At 37.7% G+C, this 14,554-nt stretch carries 17 protein-coding genes and 1 tRNA gene; 14 read left to right on the top strand and 4 right to left on the bottom strand.

Translation table 11 applies throughout. From position 1 onward, the window contains the following. From buk (N2Z58_00835) to guaB, 11 genes are all read left to right on the top strand, one after another. Entirely contained in the window at positions 1–1,074 is a 1,074-nt protein-coding gene (gene buk / locus N2Z58_00835) for a butyrate kinase (protein MCX7653215.1), read from the top strand. Next, a complete protein-coding gene (locus tag N2Z58_00830) occupies positions 1,071–1,961 on the top strand; it encodes a bifunctional enoyl-CoA hydratase/phosphate acetyltransferase (GenBank protein ID MCX7653214.1) in 891 nt (296 codons plus the stop codon). Before buk (N2Z58_00835) ends, N2Z58_00830 begins: the two co-directional genes overlap by 4 nt. A gap of 34 nt (positions 1,962–1,995) precedes the next feature. Continuing rightward, a complete protein-coding gene (gene buk, locus N2Z58_00825) occupies positions 1,996–3,084 on the top strand; it encodes a butyrate kinase (GenBank protein ID MCX7653213.1) in 1,089 nt (362 codons plus the stop codon). Between the two features lie 37 nt (positions 3,085–3,121). Beyond that, a complete protein-coding gene (locus tag N2Z58_00820; protein ID MCX7653212.1) occupies positions 3,122–3,769 on the top strand; it encodes a cobalamin biosynthesis protein CobQ in 648 nt (215 codons plus the stop codon). A gap of 12 nt (positions 3,770–3,781) precedes the next feature. Beyond that, positions 3,782–4,012 carry a ferredoxin family protein gene (locus tag N2Z58_00815; protein ID MCX7653211.1) on the top strand — a complete coding sequence of 77 codons (231 nt, stop codon included), beginning with the start codon at positions 3,782–3,784 and terminating at the stop codon, positions 4,010–4,012. 18 nt (positions 4,013–4,030) lie between these two features. After that, entirely contained in the window at positions 4,031–5,092 is a 1,062-nt protein-coding gene (locus N2Z58_00810) for a 3-methyl-2-oxobutanoate dehydrogenase subunit VorB (protein ID MCX7653210.1), read from the top strand. Between the two features lie 5 nt (positions 5,093–5,097). Then, positions 5,098–5,853 carry a thiamine pyrophosphate-dependent enzyme gene (locus N2Z58_00805; protein ID MCX7653209.1) on the top strand — a complete coding sequence of 252 codons (756 nt, stop codon included), beginning with the start codon at positions 5,098–5,100 and terminating at the stop codon, positions 5,851–5,853. Beyond that, a complete protein-coding gene (locus N2Z58_00800; GenBank protein MCX7653208.1) occupies positions 5,850–6,389 on the top strand; it encodes a 2-oxoacid:acceptor oxidoreductase family protein in 540 nt (179 codons plus the stop codon). Before N2Z58_00805 ends, N2Z58_00800 begins: the two co-directional genes overlap by 4 nt. Before the next feature lie 134 nt (positions 6,390–6,523). Next, on the top strand, positions 6,524–7,672 hold the full coding sequence (locus N2Z58_00795; GenBank protein MCX7653207.1) for a hypothetical protein: 1,149 nt from the start codon (positions 6,524–6,526) through the stop codon (positions 7,670–7,672). A 127-nt stretch (positions 7,673–7,799) separates the two neighbouring features. Next, positions 7,800–7,875 (top strand) — tRNA-Gly (locus N2Z58_00790). A 134-nt stretch (positions 7,876–8,009) separates the two neighbouring features. Next, a complete protein-coding gene (gene guaB / locus N2Z58_00785; protein ID MCX7653206.1) occupies positions 8,010–9,530 on the top strand; it encodes an IMP dehydrogenase in 1,521 nt (506 codons plus the stop codon). 36 nt (positions 9,531–9,566) lie between these two features. Here guaB and N2Z58_00780 read toward each other — a convergent pair whose 3' ends face one another. The 4 genes from N2Z58_00780 to N2Z58_00765 are packed head-to-tail and all read right to left on the bottom strand — an operon-like array spanning position 9,567 to position 11,772. Then, positions 9,567–9,866 (bottom strand): hypothetical protein, encoded by a 300-nt coding sequence (locus tag N2Z58_00780; GenBank protein ID MCX7653205.1) that lies wholly within the window; start codon positions 9,864–9,866, stop codon positions 9,567–9,569. Positions 9,867–9,908: 42 nt separating this feature from the next. After that, positions 9,909–10,847 carry a hypothetical protein gene (locus tag N2Z58_00775; protein MCX7653204.1) on the bottom strand — a complete coding sequence of 313 codons (939 nt, stop codon included), beginning with the start codon at positions 10,845–10,847 and terminating at the stop codon, positions 9,909–9,911. A gap of 12 nt (positions 10,848–10,859) precedes the next feature. Beyond that, complete coding sequence (locus N2Z58_00770) at positions 10,860–11,360, bottom strand: DUF2089 domain-containing protein (protein ID MCX7653203.1); 501 nt, start codon at positions 11,358–11,360, stop codon at positions 10,860–10,862. 25 nt (positions 11,361–11,385) lie between these two features. Beyond that, positions 11,386–11,772, bottom strand: coding sequence for a DUF2089 domain-containing protein (locus N2Z58_00765; GenBank protein ID MCX7653202.1), 387 nt, complete (start codon positions 11,770–11,772; stop codon positions 11,386–11,388). Between the two features lie 163 nt (positions 11,773–11,935). Here N2Z58_00765 and hfq point away from each other — a divergent pair, with 163 nt between their 5' ends. From hfq to N2Z58_00750, 3 genes are read left to right on the top strand one after another with little or no spacing between them, the layout of a single operon-like run. Beyond that, on the top strand, positions 11,936–12,238 hold the full coding sequence (hfq, locus tag N2Z58_00760; protein ID MCX7653201.1) for an RNA chaperone Hfq: 303 nt from the start codon (positions 11,936–11,938) through the stop codon (positions 12,236–12,238). Positions 12,239–12,270: 32 nt separating this feature from the next. Continuing rightward, positions 12,271–13,521, top strand: coding sequence for a GTPase HflX (gene hflX / locus N2Z58_00755; GenBank protein ID MCX7653200.1), 1,251 nt, complete (start codon positions 12,271–12,273; stop codon positions 13,519–13,521). A gap of 33 nt (positions 13,522–13,554) precedes the next feature. After that, complete coding sequence (locus tag N2Z58_00750; GenBank protein MCX7653199.1) at positions 13,555–14,532, top strand: M23 family metallopeptidase; 978 nt, start codon at positions 13,555–13,557, stop codon at positions 14,530–14,532. The last annotated feature ends 22 nt before the right edge of the window (positions 14,533–14,554 follow it).

The following is a 14,554-nucleotide window of genomic DNA, read 5'->3' as shown; positions in this document are numbered from 1 at the left end:
ATGAGAATTTTTGTAATAAATCCTGGTGCAACAAGTACTAAAGTAGCTGTTTTTGAAGGAAAAAATAAAATCCTGCAGGAAAATCTCTACCACACCGTTGAAGAACTTGAAAGATACAAAAATATAATAGAGCAAAAAGAAATGAGGAAAAATGCTATAATTACTTTTCTCGAGAAAAACAATTTATCTTTAGAGGACTTCGATGCTATCGCAGCACGTGGTGGAATACTTCCACCGGTGGAAAGTGGTACATACTTGGTTGATGAGAATATGGTTGATTATCTTTTGAATAAGACAAAGGTTCAACACGCTTCTAATTTAGCTGCAGTAATAGCTTATGAACTTGCAAAATCTTGCAATAAAGAACTTCCAGTTTATATAACAGACCCTGTTAGCGTAGATGAAATGATTCCAGAAGCGAGACTGTCAGGTATTAAGGATATACAGCGAAAGAGTTTGTCACATATATCAAACATGAGAGCAGTAGGTATCAGAATTGCTGAAGAGCTTGGAAAAAGGTTTAGTGAGCTTAACATGGTAATTGCGCACCTTGGAAGTGGAATATCTGTCGCACCTTTTGAAAAAGGACGTATGATAGATGTGAACAACGCAAATGATGAAGGTCCGTTCAGCGTTGAGAGAACGGGTGAGTTGCCAGTTGGTGATGTTGTAAAGCTATGTTACTCGGGAAAATATACAAAAGATGAAATTAAGAAAATGTTCATTGGGCGTGGTGGACTTGCTGCGTACCTCGGTACAAATGATCTTAGGGAAGCTTTCAAATTGGCAGAAGATGACCCGAAAGCACTCGAGGTTATCGAAGCTATGGCTTATCAAATTGCTCAAGAAATTGGTGCCATGTGCGTGGCCTTGAAAGGAAAAGTTGATGCCATCGTGTTTACTGGCGGAATGGCTTACAGTGAAAGATTTGTTAATATGATAAAGGTTTACATATACAAATTTGGTCCAATTTTTGTAGTACCTGGTGAAATGGAAATGGAAGCACTTGCATACGGCGCCTTACGTGTTTTGAATGGTGAAGAAAGCATAAAAGTGTGGGGTGAAGTAAAATGAAGAAACTTATCGAATTACTCGAAAAGGCGAAAAGAGCTGGTAAAAAAATAGTCTCTGTTGCAGCTGCTGATGATGAGGTAGTTTTAAAAGCCATCGAAATGGCAAGGAGAGAGGGTATCGTTGATGCGATTCTCTTTGGCAATGAAGATAAAATAAAGATTGCTGCCGATCAAGTGAATGTTGATTTATCCAATTATGAATTGGTTGATTCAAAAACTCCAGCCGATGATGCCGTAAAATCAATTGTTGAGAAAAGAGCTCACTTTCTAATGAAAGGAAACATCAAAACTGGTGATTTGATGAAAGCAGTTCTCAAAGACGAATATAATTTGAAAACAGGTAGGACTATGTCGCTTGTAAGTATTTTCGAAACACCTTTATATCACAAGCTACTGGTGGTAACAGATGCTGGTATGACTATCGTACCAGACCTTGAGCAAAAAATTCATCTTATTGAAAATGCGGTACTTGTAACACGGAAGGCTCTCGAAATAGACAAACCAAAAGTTGCCATAGTTGGAGCTATAGAAGTTGTCAATCCAAAGATGGAAGCAACTGTACATGCAGCACTTTTATCTAAAATGAACGAAAGAGGACAGATAAAAAATTGTTTGGTCGATGGACCTTTCGCACTTGATAACGCAGTTTCAAAAGAGGCAGCTGAACATAAAGGTATAGTAAGTCCTGTCGCAGGTGATGCAGACATAATCTTAATGCCAGACATAAATGCAGGAAATATTTTCTACAAAAGTATGGTTTTCTTAGCCGGTGCTAAAGTAGCTTCTGTTATCGTTGGTGCAAAATGTCCCGTTGCCTTAACTTCAAGAGCTGATAGCGATGAAACAAAATTACTTTCGATAGCCTTAACCTGTCTTATGAGCGAATAAAAATGCTTTAAGCTTCTAGTGAAAGGATGGTGTAATGATGAAAATACTTACAATAAATCCCGGGTCAACAAGTACAAAGGTTGCTGTCTTCGAAGACGAAGAACTTATATCCGTTAAAACTTTGAGACACTCAACCGAAGAACTCGCACCGTATAATAAACTAACAGAGCAATTCGAATTTAGAGCAAAAATAGTTGAAGAGTTTCTACACGAACTTGGAATAGCTCCTACAGAACTCAATGCTGTCGTCGGTCGAGGAGGACTTCTGGACCCTATACCTAGTGGTACTTACAAAGTTACGGAAGATATGCTCAAGGTACTTTACGAAGGCAAAAATGGCGAGCATGCATCAAATCTTGGTGCTTTGATTGCTTTTGAATTTACCAAGAAATACAATATTCCATCATTCATAGTGGATCCTGTTGTTGTGGACGAACTTGAACCGTTGGCGCGATACACAGGTCATCCAATGTTTAAGAGAAAGTCTATTTTTCATGCTCTTAACCAAAAAGCAACAGCGAGAAACGCAGCCGCTCAGTTGGGCAAGAGGTACGAAGATACAAACCTGATAGTTGTTCACATGGGTGGTGGTATATCAATAGGTGCACATAGAAAAGGGAAGGTCATTAACGTAAATAACGCACTCGATGGAGACGGACCATTTACACCTGAAAGAAGCGGTACGTTACCACTAACTCAATTGATTGACCTATGCTTCAGTGGAAAGTACAACATAGACCAAATGAAGAAAAAAATCAAAGGTGCTGGCGGGCTGGTCGATTATCTGGGTACAAACGATGGATTAACTGTGCAAAATATGATAAGGCAAGGAAATAAAGAAGCGGAACTTGTGTACAGAGCAATGGCTTATCAAATAGCAAAATGGATAGGTAGAATGGCAACAGTTTTGAAAGGTGAAGTAGATGCTATAGTACTCACTGGTGGTTTGGCTTATGACAAGGAATTTATGGTTAAATGGCTTACTGAATATACAAGTTTTATAGCCCCAGTTCTTGTCTTTCCCGGCGGAGATGAAGAAAGAGCACTTGCTATGGGAGCGTTAAGAGTTCTCAGAGGACAGGAAGAGGCAAAGATTTATTCGGAAAACAAATTAGAAAAATGAAAGACTTTGAGTTGAAAAAAGTGAGGTTGCAAACGAAATGGCAAAAAATTATGCATTCATAGGTTTATTTGGTAGCGGAAAAACGGAAGTTGCTATAAATTGGGCGTTAAAGCTCAGGAATGATTATGACAAAGTAGCAATAATCGATGGTGATATAATTTCCCCGTATTTTAGAACCAGAGATGTTGCTCAAATTCTTGAAAATATGGGACTGGTCACAGTTTACCCAAAAGGAGCTCTGAAAAACGCAGATCTACCGATCATAACTGGTGGAGCAATCGGATACTTATCAAACAAAGAATACAAGACGGTCATAGATGTTGGTGGCGAAGAAAACGGTATAGTAGTACTTGGATATCTGAAACCCTACCTTGGAGATATTGAAATCAGTATGGTCGTAAACATTGCAAGACCTTTTTCATCAACGGTAGATTCAATCATTAGAGCATATGATCAATTGAGAAAAGTTGCGAGAATAAAGGTGGATTATTTGATAAACAATGCAAACCTTTCCTACGAAACAACTGCCGATTTAATAAGAAGAGGCGAGGAGATACTAGGTCAAGTCTCAGAGCAGATAGAAATACCCGTAAAATTTACAGTAGTACCTGAGTTCATAAGCGAGGATAATTTCAAGTATCCTGTGTTCAAGATCAAAAGATTTATAAAAATGGAAAATTACTAAGGAGGAGAGAAGATGCCAAAAGTCAAAGGTAGGATAGAAATCGATCAAGAAAGGTGTAAAGGATGTGGATTGTGTATCAACGTATGTCCTATGAAAGTAATTGAATTTTCCGAGGGATTCAATTCAAAGGGTTATCACCCTGCGGAGGCAAAATACGTTGAAAAGTGTATCGCATGTGGTTTTTGTTACAATATGTGTCCTGATGTATGTATTACCGTATACAGAGAAGTAGAAAGTGCATAAAATGGGAGGGAATATTAAATGAGCGAAAGGGTACTTGTAAAAGGAACAGAAGCAATAGGAGAAGCAGCAATCAGAGCAGGTTGTAGACTGTTTTTTGGATATCCTATAACACCACAGAATGAATTACCTGAATATATGTCAAAAAGGATGCCAGAAGTAAATGGTACATTCCTTCAAACGGAAAGTGAAGTAGCAACGGTAAATATGTTGTATGGTGCTGCGTGTACAGGTACGAGGGTTATGACTTCAACTTCTTCCCCTGGATTTAGTCTTATGCAAGAAGGTATTTCTTACATGGCATGTGCTGAATTACCAGCTGTACTTGTCAATGTCGTGCGTGGTGGACCTGGATTAGGTGATATCCAACCTTCTCAAGGAGATTATTGGCAGGCAACAAAGGGTGGGGGACACGGAGATTACAAACTTATCGTACTTGCACCATCAACTGTTCAGGAAGCCGTTGATTTAACAGTTCTTGCATTTGATTTAGCTGATAAGTACAGAACACCCGTGGTTATAATAGCTGATGGTGTTATCGGTCAAATGATGGAACCTGTTACATTTCCAGAATTTAGAGATTTAAATACACTTCCAAAACACGAAGACTGGGCATTGACAGGAGCGAATGGAAGAGAAAAGCACATAATAGTTTCGTTTGACATAGACCCACACGTCCTTGAAAAGATGAATTTAAAGCTTATTCAAAAATACAAGGAGATTGAAAACACAGAGAAACGCTGGGAAGAGTATAGGCTTGACGATGCGGATATAGTCATTACAGCGTTTGGTACGGTAGGTAGGATTGCAAAAAGTGTTGTTGAACAAGCAAGAAAGGAAGGTATAAAAGTAGGTTTGTTCAGGCCTATAACGCTTTGGCCATTTCCATACGAAACACTTGAAGAAATTTCAAAAGGTAAAAAATTAATATTCGACGTTGAAATGAATATGGGACAGATGCTTGAAGATGTAAAATTGGCTGTCAAAGACCACGCACCAATCGATTACTATGGCAGACTTGGTGGTGTTGTACCAACACCAGAAGAAATTCTGAACGTTCTGAAGTCAAAAATCGGGAGGTAATAGCTATGGCATTTCAAGTAATTTTCAAAAGACCACAAAGCCTAACGGAAAAAGAATTTACCTATTGTCCTGGTTGCACACACGGAATTATACATAGACTTATTGCCGAAGTACTCGATGAGCTTGGTATAAGGGAAAAAACAATAGCAGTTGCACCTATTGGATGTTCTGTTTTTGCATATCAATTTTTCAATACTGACGCAACGGTTGCAGCACATGGAAGAGCACCAGCTGTTGCAACCGGAATAAAAAGAGCAAGACCTGACCTTTACGCCTTCACATACCAAGGTGACGGTGACCTTGCAGCAATAGGTACAGCGGAGATTGTTCATGCTGCAAATAGAGGAGAAAAAATAACCACAATATTTGTTAACAACGCTATCTATGGAATGACCGGCGGTCAGATGGCACCAACAACGCTCCTAGGGATGAAAACCACGACAACACCGTATGGAAGAAGTGCAACAAACGATGGTTATCCATTGCACGTAGCCGAATTAATAAAAGAAACAAAAGGAGTAGCGTTTCTTGCCAGAACAAAAGTTAATACACCACAAGATGTACAGAAGACAAAAAGAGCTATAAGAAAAGCATTTTTAGCGCAGGTAAAAGGTATAGGTTTCGGGATGGTGGAAGTATTATCAACTTGTCCAACAAACTGGGGTATCGATCCTATATCTTCCCTTAAGTGGCTTGAAGAACACATGGTACCTGAATATCCTCTTGGTATTTTCGTAGACAAAGTAGGTGATGAACAATGACAACAAGAATGATTTTTGCGGGATTTGGTGGACAAGGTGTAATGTTAATGGGGCAGATCATATCCTTAGCTGGTATGTTTGAGGGAAAACATGTTACATGGATGCCATCATATGGTCCTGAAATGAGAGGAGGTACTGCAAACTGTACAGTTGTAATTAGCAGCGAAGAAGTTGCTTCACCAGTTACGGACAAAGCAGAAGTTATCGTCGCGATGAACATACCTTCATTACTAAAATTTGAGAAATACGTTGTAGAGAATGGATTTTTCTTACTAAATCAATCAGTTATAGATAGAGAAGTGACAAGGAAAGATATTAAAGTAATAAAAGTACCATGTAATGAAATAGCAGATGAATTGGGAAATCTAAAAGTAGCCAACATGGTAATGCTTGGTGCTGTTGTCGGAGCAACTGGTGTTGTAAGAGTCGATAGCGTGTTTGACGCTCTCGAGAAAAAACTAAGTGGTGGCAAAGCAGCTTTAATAGAAATAAACAAAAAAGCCATTGTGAAAGGATACGAATTGGTAAAAAAATAACTAATAGGCTGATAGGCTCAAAAAGGCGGATGAGATAAACCCAGCATTATGCCGGAGACAAGTCTCCGGCTTTTTTTGTATTTACACTTAAAAGTGGTATAATTTAATTATCCAAAACAAGGAGGTGTTCTTATATGAAAAGGTTTAAGATAACTTTCTTACTTATCGTTTTGTTAACAGGAGTGCTTTTTTCCCAATTTTACCTTAACGTTGGAACAGTTAAAGTAAACGACGTAAATTACATGGTCTATGAATTTGGTCCAGAATTCACTATAGGACCCGTTTTGCTTGGTGTAACATTGCAGACTTATACAAGCGATCTTTCAACAGGCCAGTTTTACTTTGGCGCTCCCGGTTCTCAGCCACCAAGTACAAATATCATAGATGGCATAAACATAGTTTCGTTTGGATTAGATTTGGGAGCCTTCTGGTTCAGATACGGTTCTATGAAACAAATTACATACGGTATGGGATTCGTTTTCAACGGATACTTTGTACCGAACACTCACGTTTTAGACGCAGGACTTAGACTTGGAAATTTGAATACCTCGGTCCATGTTCCTTATCGACTAAAACAACTTTCCAATTTTTCGTTTGAGCAATCGGATTCTTTGTACACGGCAAATGTATCTACAAAACTTTTGTTTTTTGATCTATCTTTGTTCGGAGGTATGGAAGTTGATGAAGATGCGGCTTTCCAATACATTGCAGGTGCTTCTTTAACAGTTCCATTTCTTGGTTTTTCACTTGGAACGGAAGCAGACATACAAATGTGGCGCAATGGTAAGATAGGTTATGGAGCGTTTGGTGGATTGTTCGGTGATTTCGGTGTACTTCAAATTGTAGCTGGACCTTATTATGCTTCAGATGGATTTTTACCTTGGGCTTTAGGAAAAAATTATCCTAATATCAGAAAATCAGCTGAGTTTAAACCGGAAAATTACAACGAAGAGATGGGGTACATAGTAAAGATCGGCTTCACACTTGAACCTTACGGAAAGATCCTTGCTGGACTTAAAGGAGATTTTCAAGGTAATTGGCTATTAAATGGAGAAGGAGTAATAAAAATACCTGCGGTTGCTGGTACGAATGGTCTCGTTTTATACGGTTATTTGTACGATAACACTCCTTTCCAAAACGGTCAAATACTTGACACAAATTCCGATGCGAGATTAACAATCGCATACCCCTTACTCAACAACTTCTTTGCTGGTGTTAAATACATTTGGAATGGTTCCAACTGGATACAGACACCATTTGTTGGTGGGTTTGCAAACTTTTGAAACATTCTAAACTATCTTAATTCTGATCACCTTAGACATCTTGAAAATATTGGAATTTCGTGTTATAATTTGGTTGAATTATCTTGCTCTGCTACTAAGATAGAAATTTTTCGTACAATATTTTTGAGCGGGTGTAGCTCAGTTGGTAGAGCATCAGCTTCCCAAGCTGAGGGCCGCGGGTTCGAATCCCGTCGCCCGCTCCAAGAAATACAAACAAATGATTTATGAATAATGATAAGTAGACCCATAAGGGTCTACTTTAGCTATATATTAAAATAGGCAATCAAAATGGAATAAATCACAAAAATAAGCCGTGGGGAGAATGGAGGTAAAAAGGATGCCGAAAAGAACTAAAAGATTGGAGAAAGATAACACTTCAATCGTTATCAAAGAAAGGTTTGAGCATTTTGACGAGGCATTAACTTTTGATGATGTCTTACTAGTACCTCAGTACAGTGAAGTACTTCCATCTGATACTGATGTATCCACCAGATTAACACGTCAAATAAAGCTTAACATACCGCTTGTCAGCGCAGCAATGGATACAGTTACCGAAAGTGAACTTGCAAAGGCACTTGCCCGTGAAGGTGGAATAGGTATAATCCACAAAAACCTTTCTGTCAAAGAACAAGCTCATCAAGTGGAGATCGTAAAACGTACGGAAAATGGCGTTATTGAAAACCCTGTTGTTATACATCCAAACGATACTGTTTTCAACGCGTTAAAATTAATGGCCGAGTACAAAATTGGTGGTTTTCCAGTTGTAGATGATGAAGGATACTTGGTCGGATTATTGACAAACAGAGATGTTCGATTTGAAACGGATGTATCTAAGAAAGTCAAGGAACTGATGACCCCAAGAGAAAGGTTGATAGTAGCGCATCCAGGTATTTCGCTTGAGAAGGCTAAGGAGATACTTCATACACACAGAATAGAAAAACTACCTATAGTAGATGATAAGAACAAACTTTTGGGATTAATAACAATAAAAGACGTACTAAGCGTTATAGAACATCCAAACGCTGCACGTGACTCAAAAGGGAGACTGATCGTTGGCGCAGCCGTTGGTACCTCAAAAGACACATTTGACAGAGTTGAAGCACTTGTTAAAGCTGGGGTTGACGTAATAGTGGTTGATACTGCACACGGTCATTCAAAAAAAGTCATCGAAACGGTGAAAAAACTGAAAAAATTATATCCTGAATTACCTATTATAGCTGGAAATGTGGCAACGGCAGAGGCAACCGAGGAACTTATCAAAGCAGGAGCAGATGCTGTTAAAGTTGGTATTGGACCAGGTTCAATATGCACAACAAGAGTGGTAGCGGGCATAGGCGTTCCACAACTAAGTGCTATTTTACAATGTTCAAAAGCGGCAAGAAAGTACGACATTCCTATTATTGCCGACGGAGGTATTAGGTACTCTGGAGATATTGTCAAAGCATTAGCTGCTGGTGCAGAAAGTGTAATGATTGGTAGTATCTTTGCTGGTACAGAAGAATCACCAGGTGAAACCGTTTTGTATCAAGGAAGAAAATACAAAGTTTACAGAGGTATGGGTTCAATAGGGGCTATGAAATCAGGAAGTGCGGATAGATACTTCCAAAATCAAAATCAAAAATTTGTTCCAGAAGGCGTTGAAGGTATGGTACCATACAAAGGAGCTGTAAAAGATGTTGTTTATCAGCTTGTTGGTGGACTAAGAGCTGGAATGGGATACGTTGGCGCAATGAATATATTTGAATTACAAAAACGGGCGAAGTTTATAAGAGTTACACACGCTTCAGTAAAAGAAAGTCACCCACACGACATCATAATCACAAAAGAGCCACCAAACTATTGGTCAAGCGAAAGATAAAAAATCCGGACGTATCCGTCCGGATTTTGTTTTCTGCTAATTCCATTTATTCTTTGATGAAAATATCATCTTCAGTCCTATTTCAATCAATCCTGCTGCAATGATAGCAATAACAAATTCCCAAAAGCCTATCTTCAAATACCCAAGAGACTGGATTACAATAAGTACACCTAAGATCGACAAACCAAGTCCATTCGGGAAACTCTTAAGCATACTAACAACACCACCGACAATTGCAACACTACCAAGTACAAGCCAAACTGGAGATGTAACTGAAAGCACAATACTTAATAATATGAATATACCAGCAGAAAGTAATATAACTCCCCAAAACATACTGATCACCTCTTCCAAATAGTTTATAGTAGTAAATCAGAATTACCTTTTTATAACTGGGTTACCTGATAGACTTTCATACTCAAATAATTCGGCAAATATCTCACCCTGGTTGCTTATTGTTTGGGCACTTAGGTGTTTGGTTTCTATCCTTCCACTATTTGAGACTGATTCAATCTCGAGTGTCTCACACAACATCACTCCTTCATTATCTAAGGACTCAATAACTCCTTTTTCAACTTTTATTAACCCACTGTTGTTAATTGATTGCATTATTAAATTCTTGGAATTCAATTCTCCTTTATTTGTAACACTCTCAGCATAAATCTCGTCTGAGTTAATTTCACCATCTTTCGAGATGTTAATCACTTCTGAACTTATCGACTTTGCACTAAGCTGTCCATTAACAAAAAGCTCTTCACACTTTACGTTCTCTACATTTGTTCGACCATTGATAACAACCTTTTCACGATTCAAACTATCCAGGTTATGTTTTCCGGAAATCACACCAAGGTCAAAATTTCCATCTTCAAACACAAAAGAATTATTTGAGAATATCTTGTTAGCAAACGGAATGTTGAAGGAAACTATGTATCTCTTACCCAAAACATTCGCATTTCCAAATTCCTTACACATTACAGCGTTCAGGTCACCTTTAACTTCCCCACCTTTCCAGAAAATTTTGGACCGTACACAACTGAGATTACCACTGAGTGTTCCAAAAAGTTCAATATCTGAATTGACGGCAAACACATCACCAAGTAACTCTCCTTTAAGAACCAATTTACCATTGGTAAGAGAAAGATTCTTCGTTACTTTCTCGCCTTCTTTAATTTCCACAACTGTATTGACAATAGAATCCGACTTAGAAGCCTTTTCCTCCCAAACATCCGACTCAAATATTATTTTTATGAGCTTTTCTGCATCGTCGGGGCTCAGGTCACCTTTCTCAACAGCTTCAAGTATCTTTCTTAACTCCATATCCAACTCCCCCTATTCTTCTATCTTTATTCCGGATATAATAGGTTTTATGAATAACTTTACAGTACCAAGAACACCATTAACAAACAAATTATTAATTTCATTGACAGTACCTTTTACACGTGGCTTCATTCCAGAGTAATTGCAGCCTACGATTTCGAGCTTCCCTTTTATAGTCCCGCCATCCCATTTTATCTTGCAGCCAACAGCCTCGACATTTCCATCAACTTCTCCTGAAAAGTACACATCACTAAACACTAATTCAAGATCTCCAATAACCTTTCCTTTAATAACAACGTTACTGTTCACAGCTACGATACTTCCCAAATACTCCTGATCACTTTCGAGAACGAAATCTTTTCCAATTAAACTCTTGCTGCGTTTCTCACTTTTCTTACTGTAATTATCTTTTTGTTTAATGATCAAAATAAGTTTCTCTGCCTCCTCAACACTTATCTCTTTTCTTGCTAAGGCCTCCAGAATTGTTCTAATATCGTTTGGGATCTCTCCCATGATACTCCACCTCACTTTCAAAAGCTCACTCTTGTGCTTTTTTTCTTTTCAACAAGGCGATAGCCTCTTCCACCGTTATTTTCTTTTCCCTAAGAAGCTTAAAAACATCTTCATCGGTTCCCTGAGTTTCCTCTATCATTTCTTCTATAGGAGTTAATCCCATTTTCTCAAGTACTTTGTCAAGCCTTCCTCGCAATGCGAAATAACCTATCCCCGTCAGTCTTTCCATTTCCTTTAAATTACCCTTTGTTCTAAGAAACATAATTATAAACTTAGCATCTTCTTCATCCAAAAAACAAAAAGCCGGAACTTCAAAATATCCACTAACACTAACTCCATCTTCATCACATTTCAGTTGGGTCACCTTCATTGCTTTCCCACACACTGGACATTTAGGTAACATCATTGGCATATTACCACCTCCAAAATTATTGTATCATTATCCAAAAAAATTGTCAATATAGACAAAAAATTACAAGAAAGGTTGTAAGCATATTTGTGGGGACTAAAAATGATTTTGCGTAAAGTAGATGCTTTAAGTATTTGAAAAATGAGATACTTATGGTATAATTTGAATGCGTTACTTTAATATATTATTTGGGGGGATTTTTGTGGCAAAAGAAAAGTTCAACCTTCAAGATCGGTTTTTGAACATAGTAAGGACAAAAAAGATAGAGGTTAAGGTTTATCTTGTCAACGGCTTTCAAACCAAGGGAATAGTACGTTCTTTTGATAACTTTACTGTGCTAATCGAAAGCGGAAAACAGCAAACGTTGATTTACAAGCATGCGATTAGTACTATTTTACCATCTGAGTATATCATGTTAATGAAAACAGAAGAAGAACAATCTTCTGCGGAAGAAGAACAACAACAATAATTTTTATATCCAAAAAGGGGTTGGTTGATTTTTTGAAAGATAGAGCTATCTTGGTTGCCGTCGAAAGTTCTTATAACAAGAAAGCAGAAGAATCGATCGAAGAGCTTGAAGCACTTTGCAACACTATAGAAATAGAAGTGGTGGATAAGGTTATTCAAAAAAGGGTTAATCCGGATTCGGCAACCTATGTAGGAGTAGGAAAATTGGAAAAAATTAAGAACTTTTGTTACGCAAATGCTATAAATTTGATAGTAATCGATGATGAAATATCACCCGTTCAATACAGAAATATAGAGGAATATACAAAGCTCAAAGTGCTTGACAGAACTCAAGTTATTCTCGAAATCTTCTCCAGACACGCCACGACAAAAGAAGGAAAAATTCAAATAGAGATGGCAAAATTGTCTTACGAACTTCCAAGATTAAGAGGAAAAGGTGTTCAACTTTCAAATCCAGGTGGTGGAATAGGTACAAGAGGACCTGGCGAGACTTTGTTGGAGTTGGATAGAAGAAAGATAAAAGAAAGAATAAATTACTTGAAACGTGAGCTTAGTAGGATAAGAATATCGCGTCAAATTTCAAGAAAGACAAGAATTGAAAGTGGTTATTATATATTTTCAATAGCAGGGTACACAAATGCAGGCAAAAGTACGTTGTTGAGTGCATTGGCAAATGAAAAAGACATCGTCGTATCAGAAAAACTGTTTTCAACACTTAGTCCAGCTGTTCGAAAGGTAAAACTTCCTAATAGCAGATGTATTCTCTTATCTGACACTGTTGGATTTATAAACAAATTACCTCACACACTCATAGAAGCTTTTCATTCAACGCTTGAAGAGATTATATATTCTGACGTGATAATGCTTCTTGTAGATCTTAGCGACAGGAACTATAAAGATAAAATCAATGCCTCTTACAACGTACTTGGGGAAATAGGTGTCCTTGAGAAGCCTATCTTTGTTGTTTTCAACAAGATCGATCTGGTTCCCCTGGATTATTTGGAGTTGGTAAAATATGAATATCCAGATGCCGTTTTCATCTCAGCGAAGAAGCGTATAGGATTTGAACAACTTTACAAAAAGATAAGCAAATATATAGATATGTTCGACTATAGAGCAAGGATATATGTTCGACAATCTGATTTTGGAAAGATAATGAAGTACTCCGAATACCTCGAATGGAATATTGTAGAAGAATCCCAAACTGATGAAGGAACGTTAATTTTGGATCTAAAGGGTCCAAGAAATGTTGTTGAAAAATGTAAAAGTCAATTATTAATTTGAAAAAACAGTTTGAGGAAAGGTAGGTAAACGCAAATGAGTAAAAGCGTTGGAGTTTTGTATTTTTTGATTATTTTATCTTCATTAGTTTTCTCCTTGTATGCCGTACCTGTTGATAACAGCTACGTTACCGCAACGTTTATGGAATTTCGTTCAACGGGAAGTGCACCTCATTTTCATTCGGGAGTTGATTTCAGCACTTTCCTAAAAGAAGGTGTTCCGATAAAATCTGCCGACGACGGGTTTCTCGTAAGACTTGAAATAGATAAAAATGGCATTTATGGAATGACCGTTGTGCTTGAGCATATGGATGGTTATCGAACTTTATACGCGCATCTTTCAAAATTTTCAGAAAGACTGGATAAATTGGTTTCAATGCTCAAATCAGAGTTTGGCGAGCAAAGAATAGAAGTGGAATTTGAAAATGAAGACATCAAATTCTCCAGAGGGGAAATAATAGGATATTCTGGTCGAACCGGTGAGGCAGCAAAGCCACACGCGCATTTCGAAGTGAGAAGCAAAGACGAGAAAATTCTTTACAACCCACTGAAATTTATAGAGAAAAATCAACTGAGAGTGGTCCAGTCAAATGTTATTTTGAAAAGTATATTAATCGAAGGAAAAGAATATGCCTACACTAACGCAAGTACGTATTATTTCTCAGGTGAATATCCCAAAATAGCTGTGGAGGCTTACACAGAATTAGCAAAAAATTTACTTGGAGTTAAGGAAATAAGAATGTACTTTTCTAATAAGTTAGTGTATCATATTATATTTGATGAACTACCGATGCAGCTATGGGAAAGACCATATGAGGTTTACGATGAAAAGACGATTATGACAAGTTTGATGTATCGTGGTTTCTATAAATTGCACGGCGATAGCAACCTTGGTTCTATAAAAGTAAATGATGTTGACAAGCAGAAAATGAATAACTACAATGTTAAGATAGAAATTCTCGATGACTTTGGTAACCAAGGGACCTTTACATTTAGCCTAATAAAACGCGGGTAAAGCCATTTTTGGAGACTCAAAG

This window comes from Fervidobacterium sp., assembly GCA_026419195.1.
GTDB lineage: Bacteria > Thermotogota > Thermotogae > Thermotogales > Fervidobacteriaceae > Fervidobacterium.
The sequence above is the reverse complement of the archived record's forward strand: the minus strand, read 5'-3'. Positions and strand labels throughout refer to the sequence as shown.

Bases quoted from the DNA above. Each gene is read 5' to 3' on its own strand.
- buk (MCX7653215.1), top strand. From the start codon at position 1: ATGAGAATTTTTGTAATAAATCCTGGTGCAACAAGTACTAAAGTAGCT.
- N2Z58_00830 (MCX7653214.1), top strand. From the start codon at position 1,071: ATGAAGAAACTTATCGAATTACTCGAAAAGGCGAAAAGAGCTGGTAAA.
- buk (MCX7653213.1), top strand. From the start codon at position 1,996: ATGATGAAAATACTTACAATAAATCCCGGGTCAACAAGTACAAAGGTT.
- N2Z58_00820 (MCX7653212.1), top strand. From the start codon at position 3,122: ATGGCAAAAAATTATGCATTCATAGGTTTATTTGGTAGCGGAAAAACG.
- N2Z58_00815 (MCX7653211.1), top strand. From the start codon at position 3,782: ATGCCAAAAGTCAAAGGTAGGATAGAAATCGATCAAGAAAGGTGTAAA.
- N2Z58_00810 (MCX7653210.1), top strand. From the start codon at position 4,031: ATGAGCGAAAGGGTACTTGTAAAAGGAACAGAAGCAATAGGAGAAGCA.
- N2Z58_00805 (MCX7653209.1), top strand. From the start codon at position 5,098: ATGGCATTTCAAGTAATTTTCAAAAGACCACAAAGCCTAACGGAAAAA.
- N2Z58_00800 (MCX7653208.1), top strand. From the start codon at position 5,850: ATGACAACAAGAATGATTTTTGCGGGATTTGGTGGACAAGGTGTAATG.
- N2Z58_00795 (MCX7653207.1), top strand. From the start codon at position 6,524: ATGAAAAGGTTTAAGATAACTTTCTTACTTATCGTTTTGTTAACAGGA.
- guaB (MCX7653206.1), top strand. From the start codon at position 8,010: ATGCCGAAAAGAACTAAAAGATTGGAGAAAGATAACACTTCAATCGTT.
- N2Z58_00780 (MCX7653205.1), bottom strand. From the start codon at position 9,866: ATGTTTTGGGGAGTTATATTACTTTCTGCTGGTATATTCATATTATTA.
- N2Z58_00775 (MCX7653204.1), bottom strand. From the start codon at position 10,847: ATGGAGTTAAGAAAGATACTTGAAGCTGTTGAGAAAGGTGACCTGAGC.
- N2Z58_00770 (MCX7653203.1), bottom strand. From the start codon at position 11,360: ATGGGAGAGATCCCAAACGATATTAGAACAATTCTGGAGGCCTTAGCA.
- N2Z58_00765 (MCX7653202.1), bottom strand. From the start codon at position 11,772: ATGCCAATGATGTTACCTAAATGTCCAGTGTGTGGGAAAGCAATGAAG.
- hfq (MCX7653201.1), top strand. From the start codon at position 11,936: ATGCGTTACTTTAATATATTATTTGGGGGGATTTTTGTGGCAAAAGAA.
- N2Z58_00750 (MCX7653199.1), top strand. From the start codon at position 13,555: ATGAGTAAAAGCGTTGGAGTTTTGTATTTTTTGATTATTTTATCTTCA.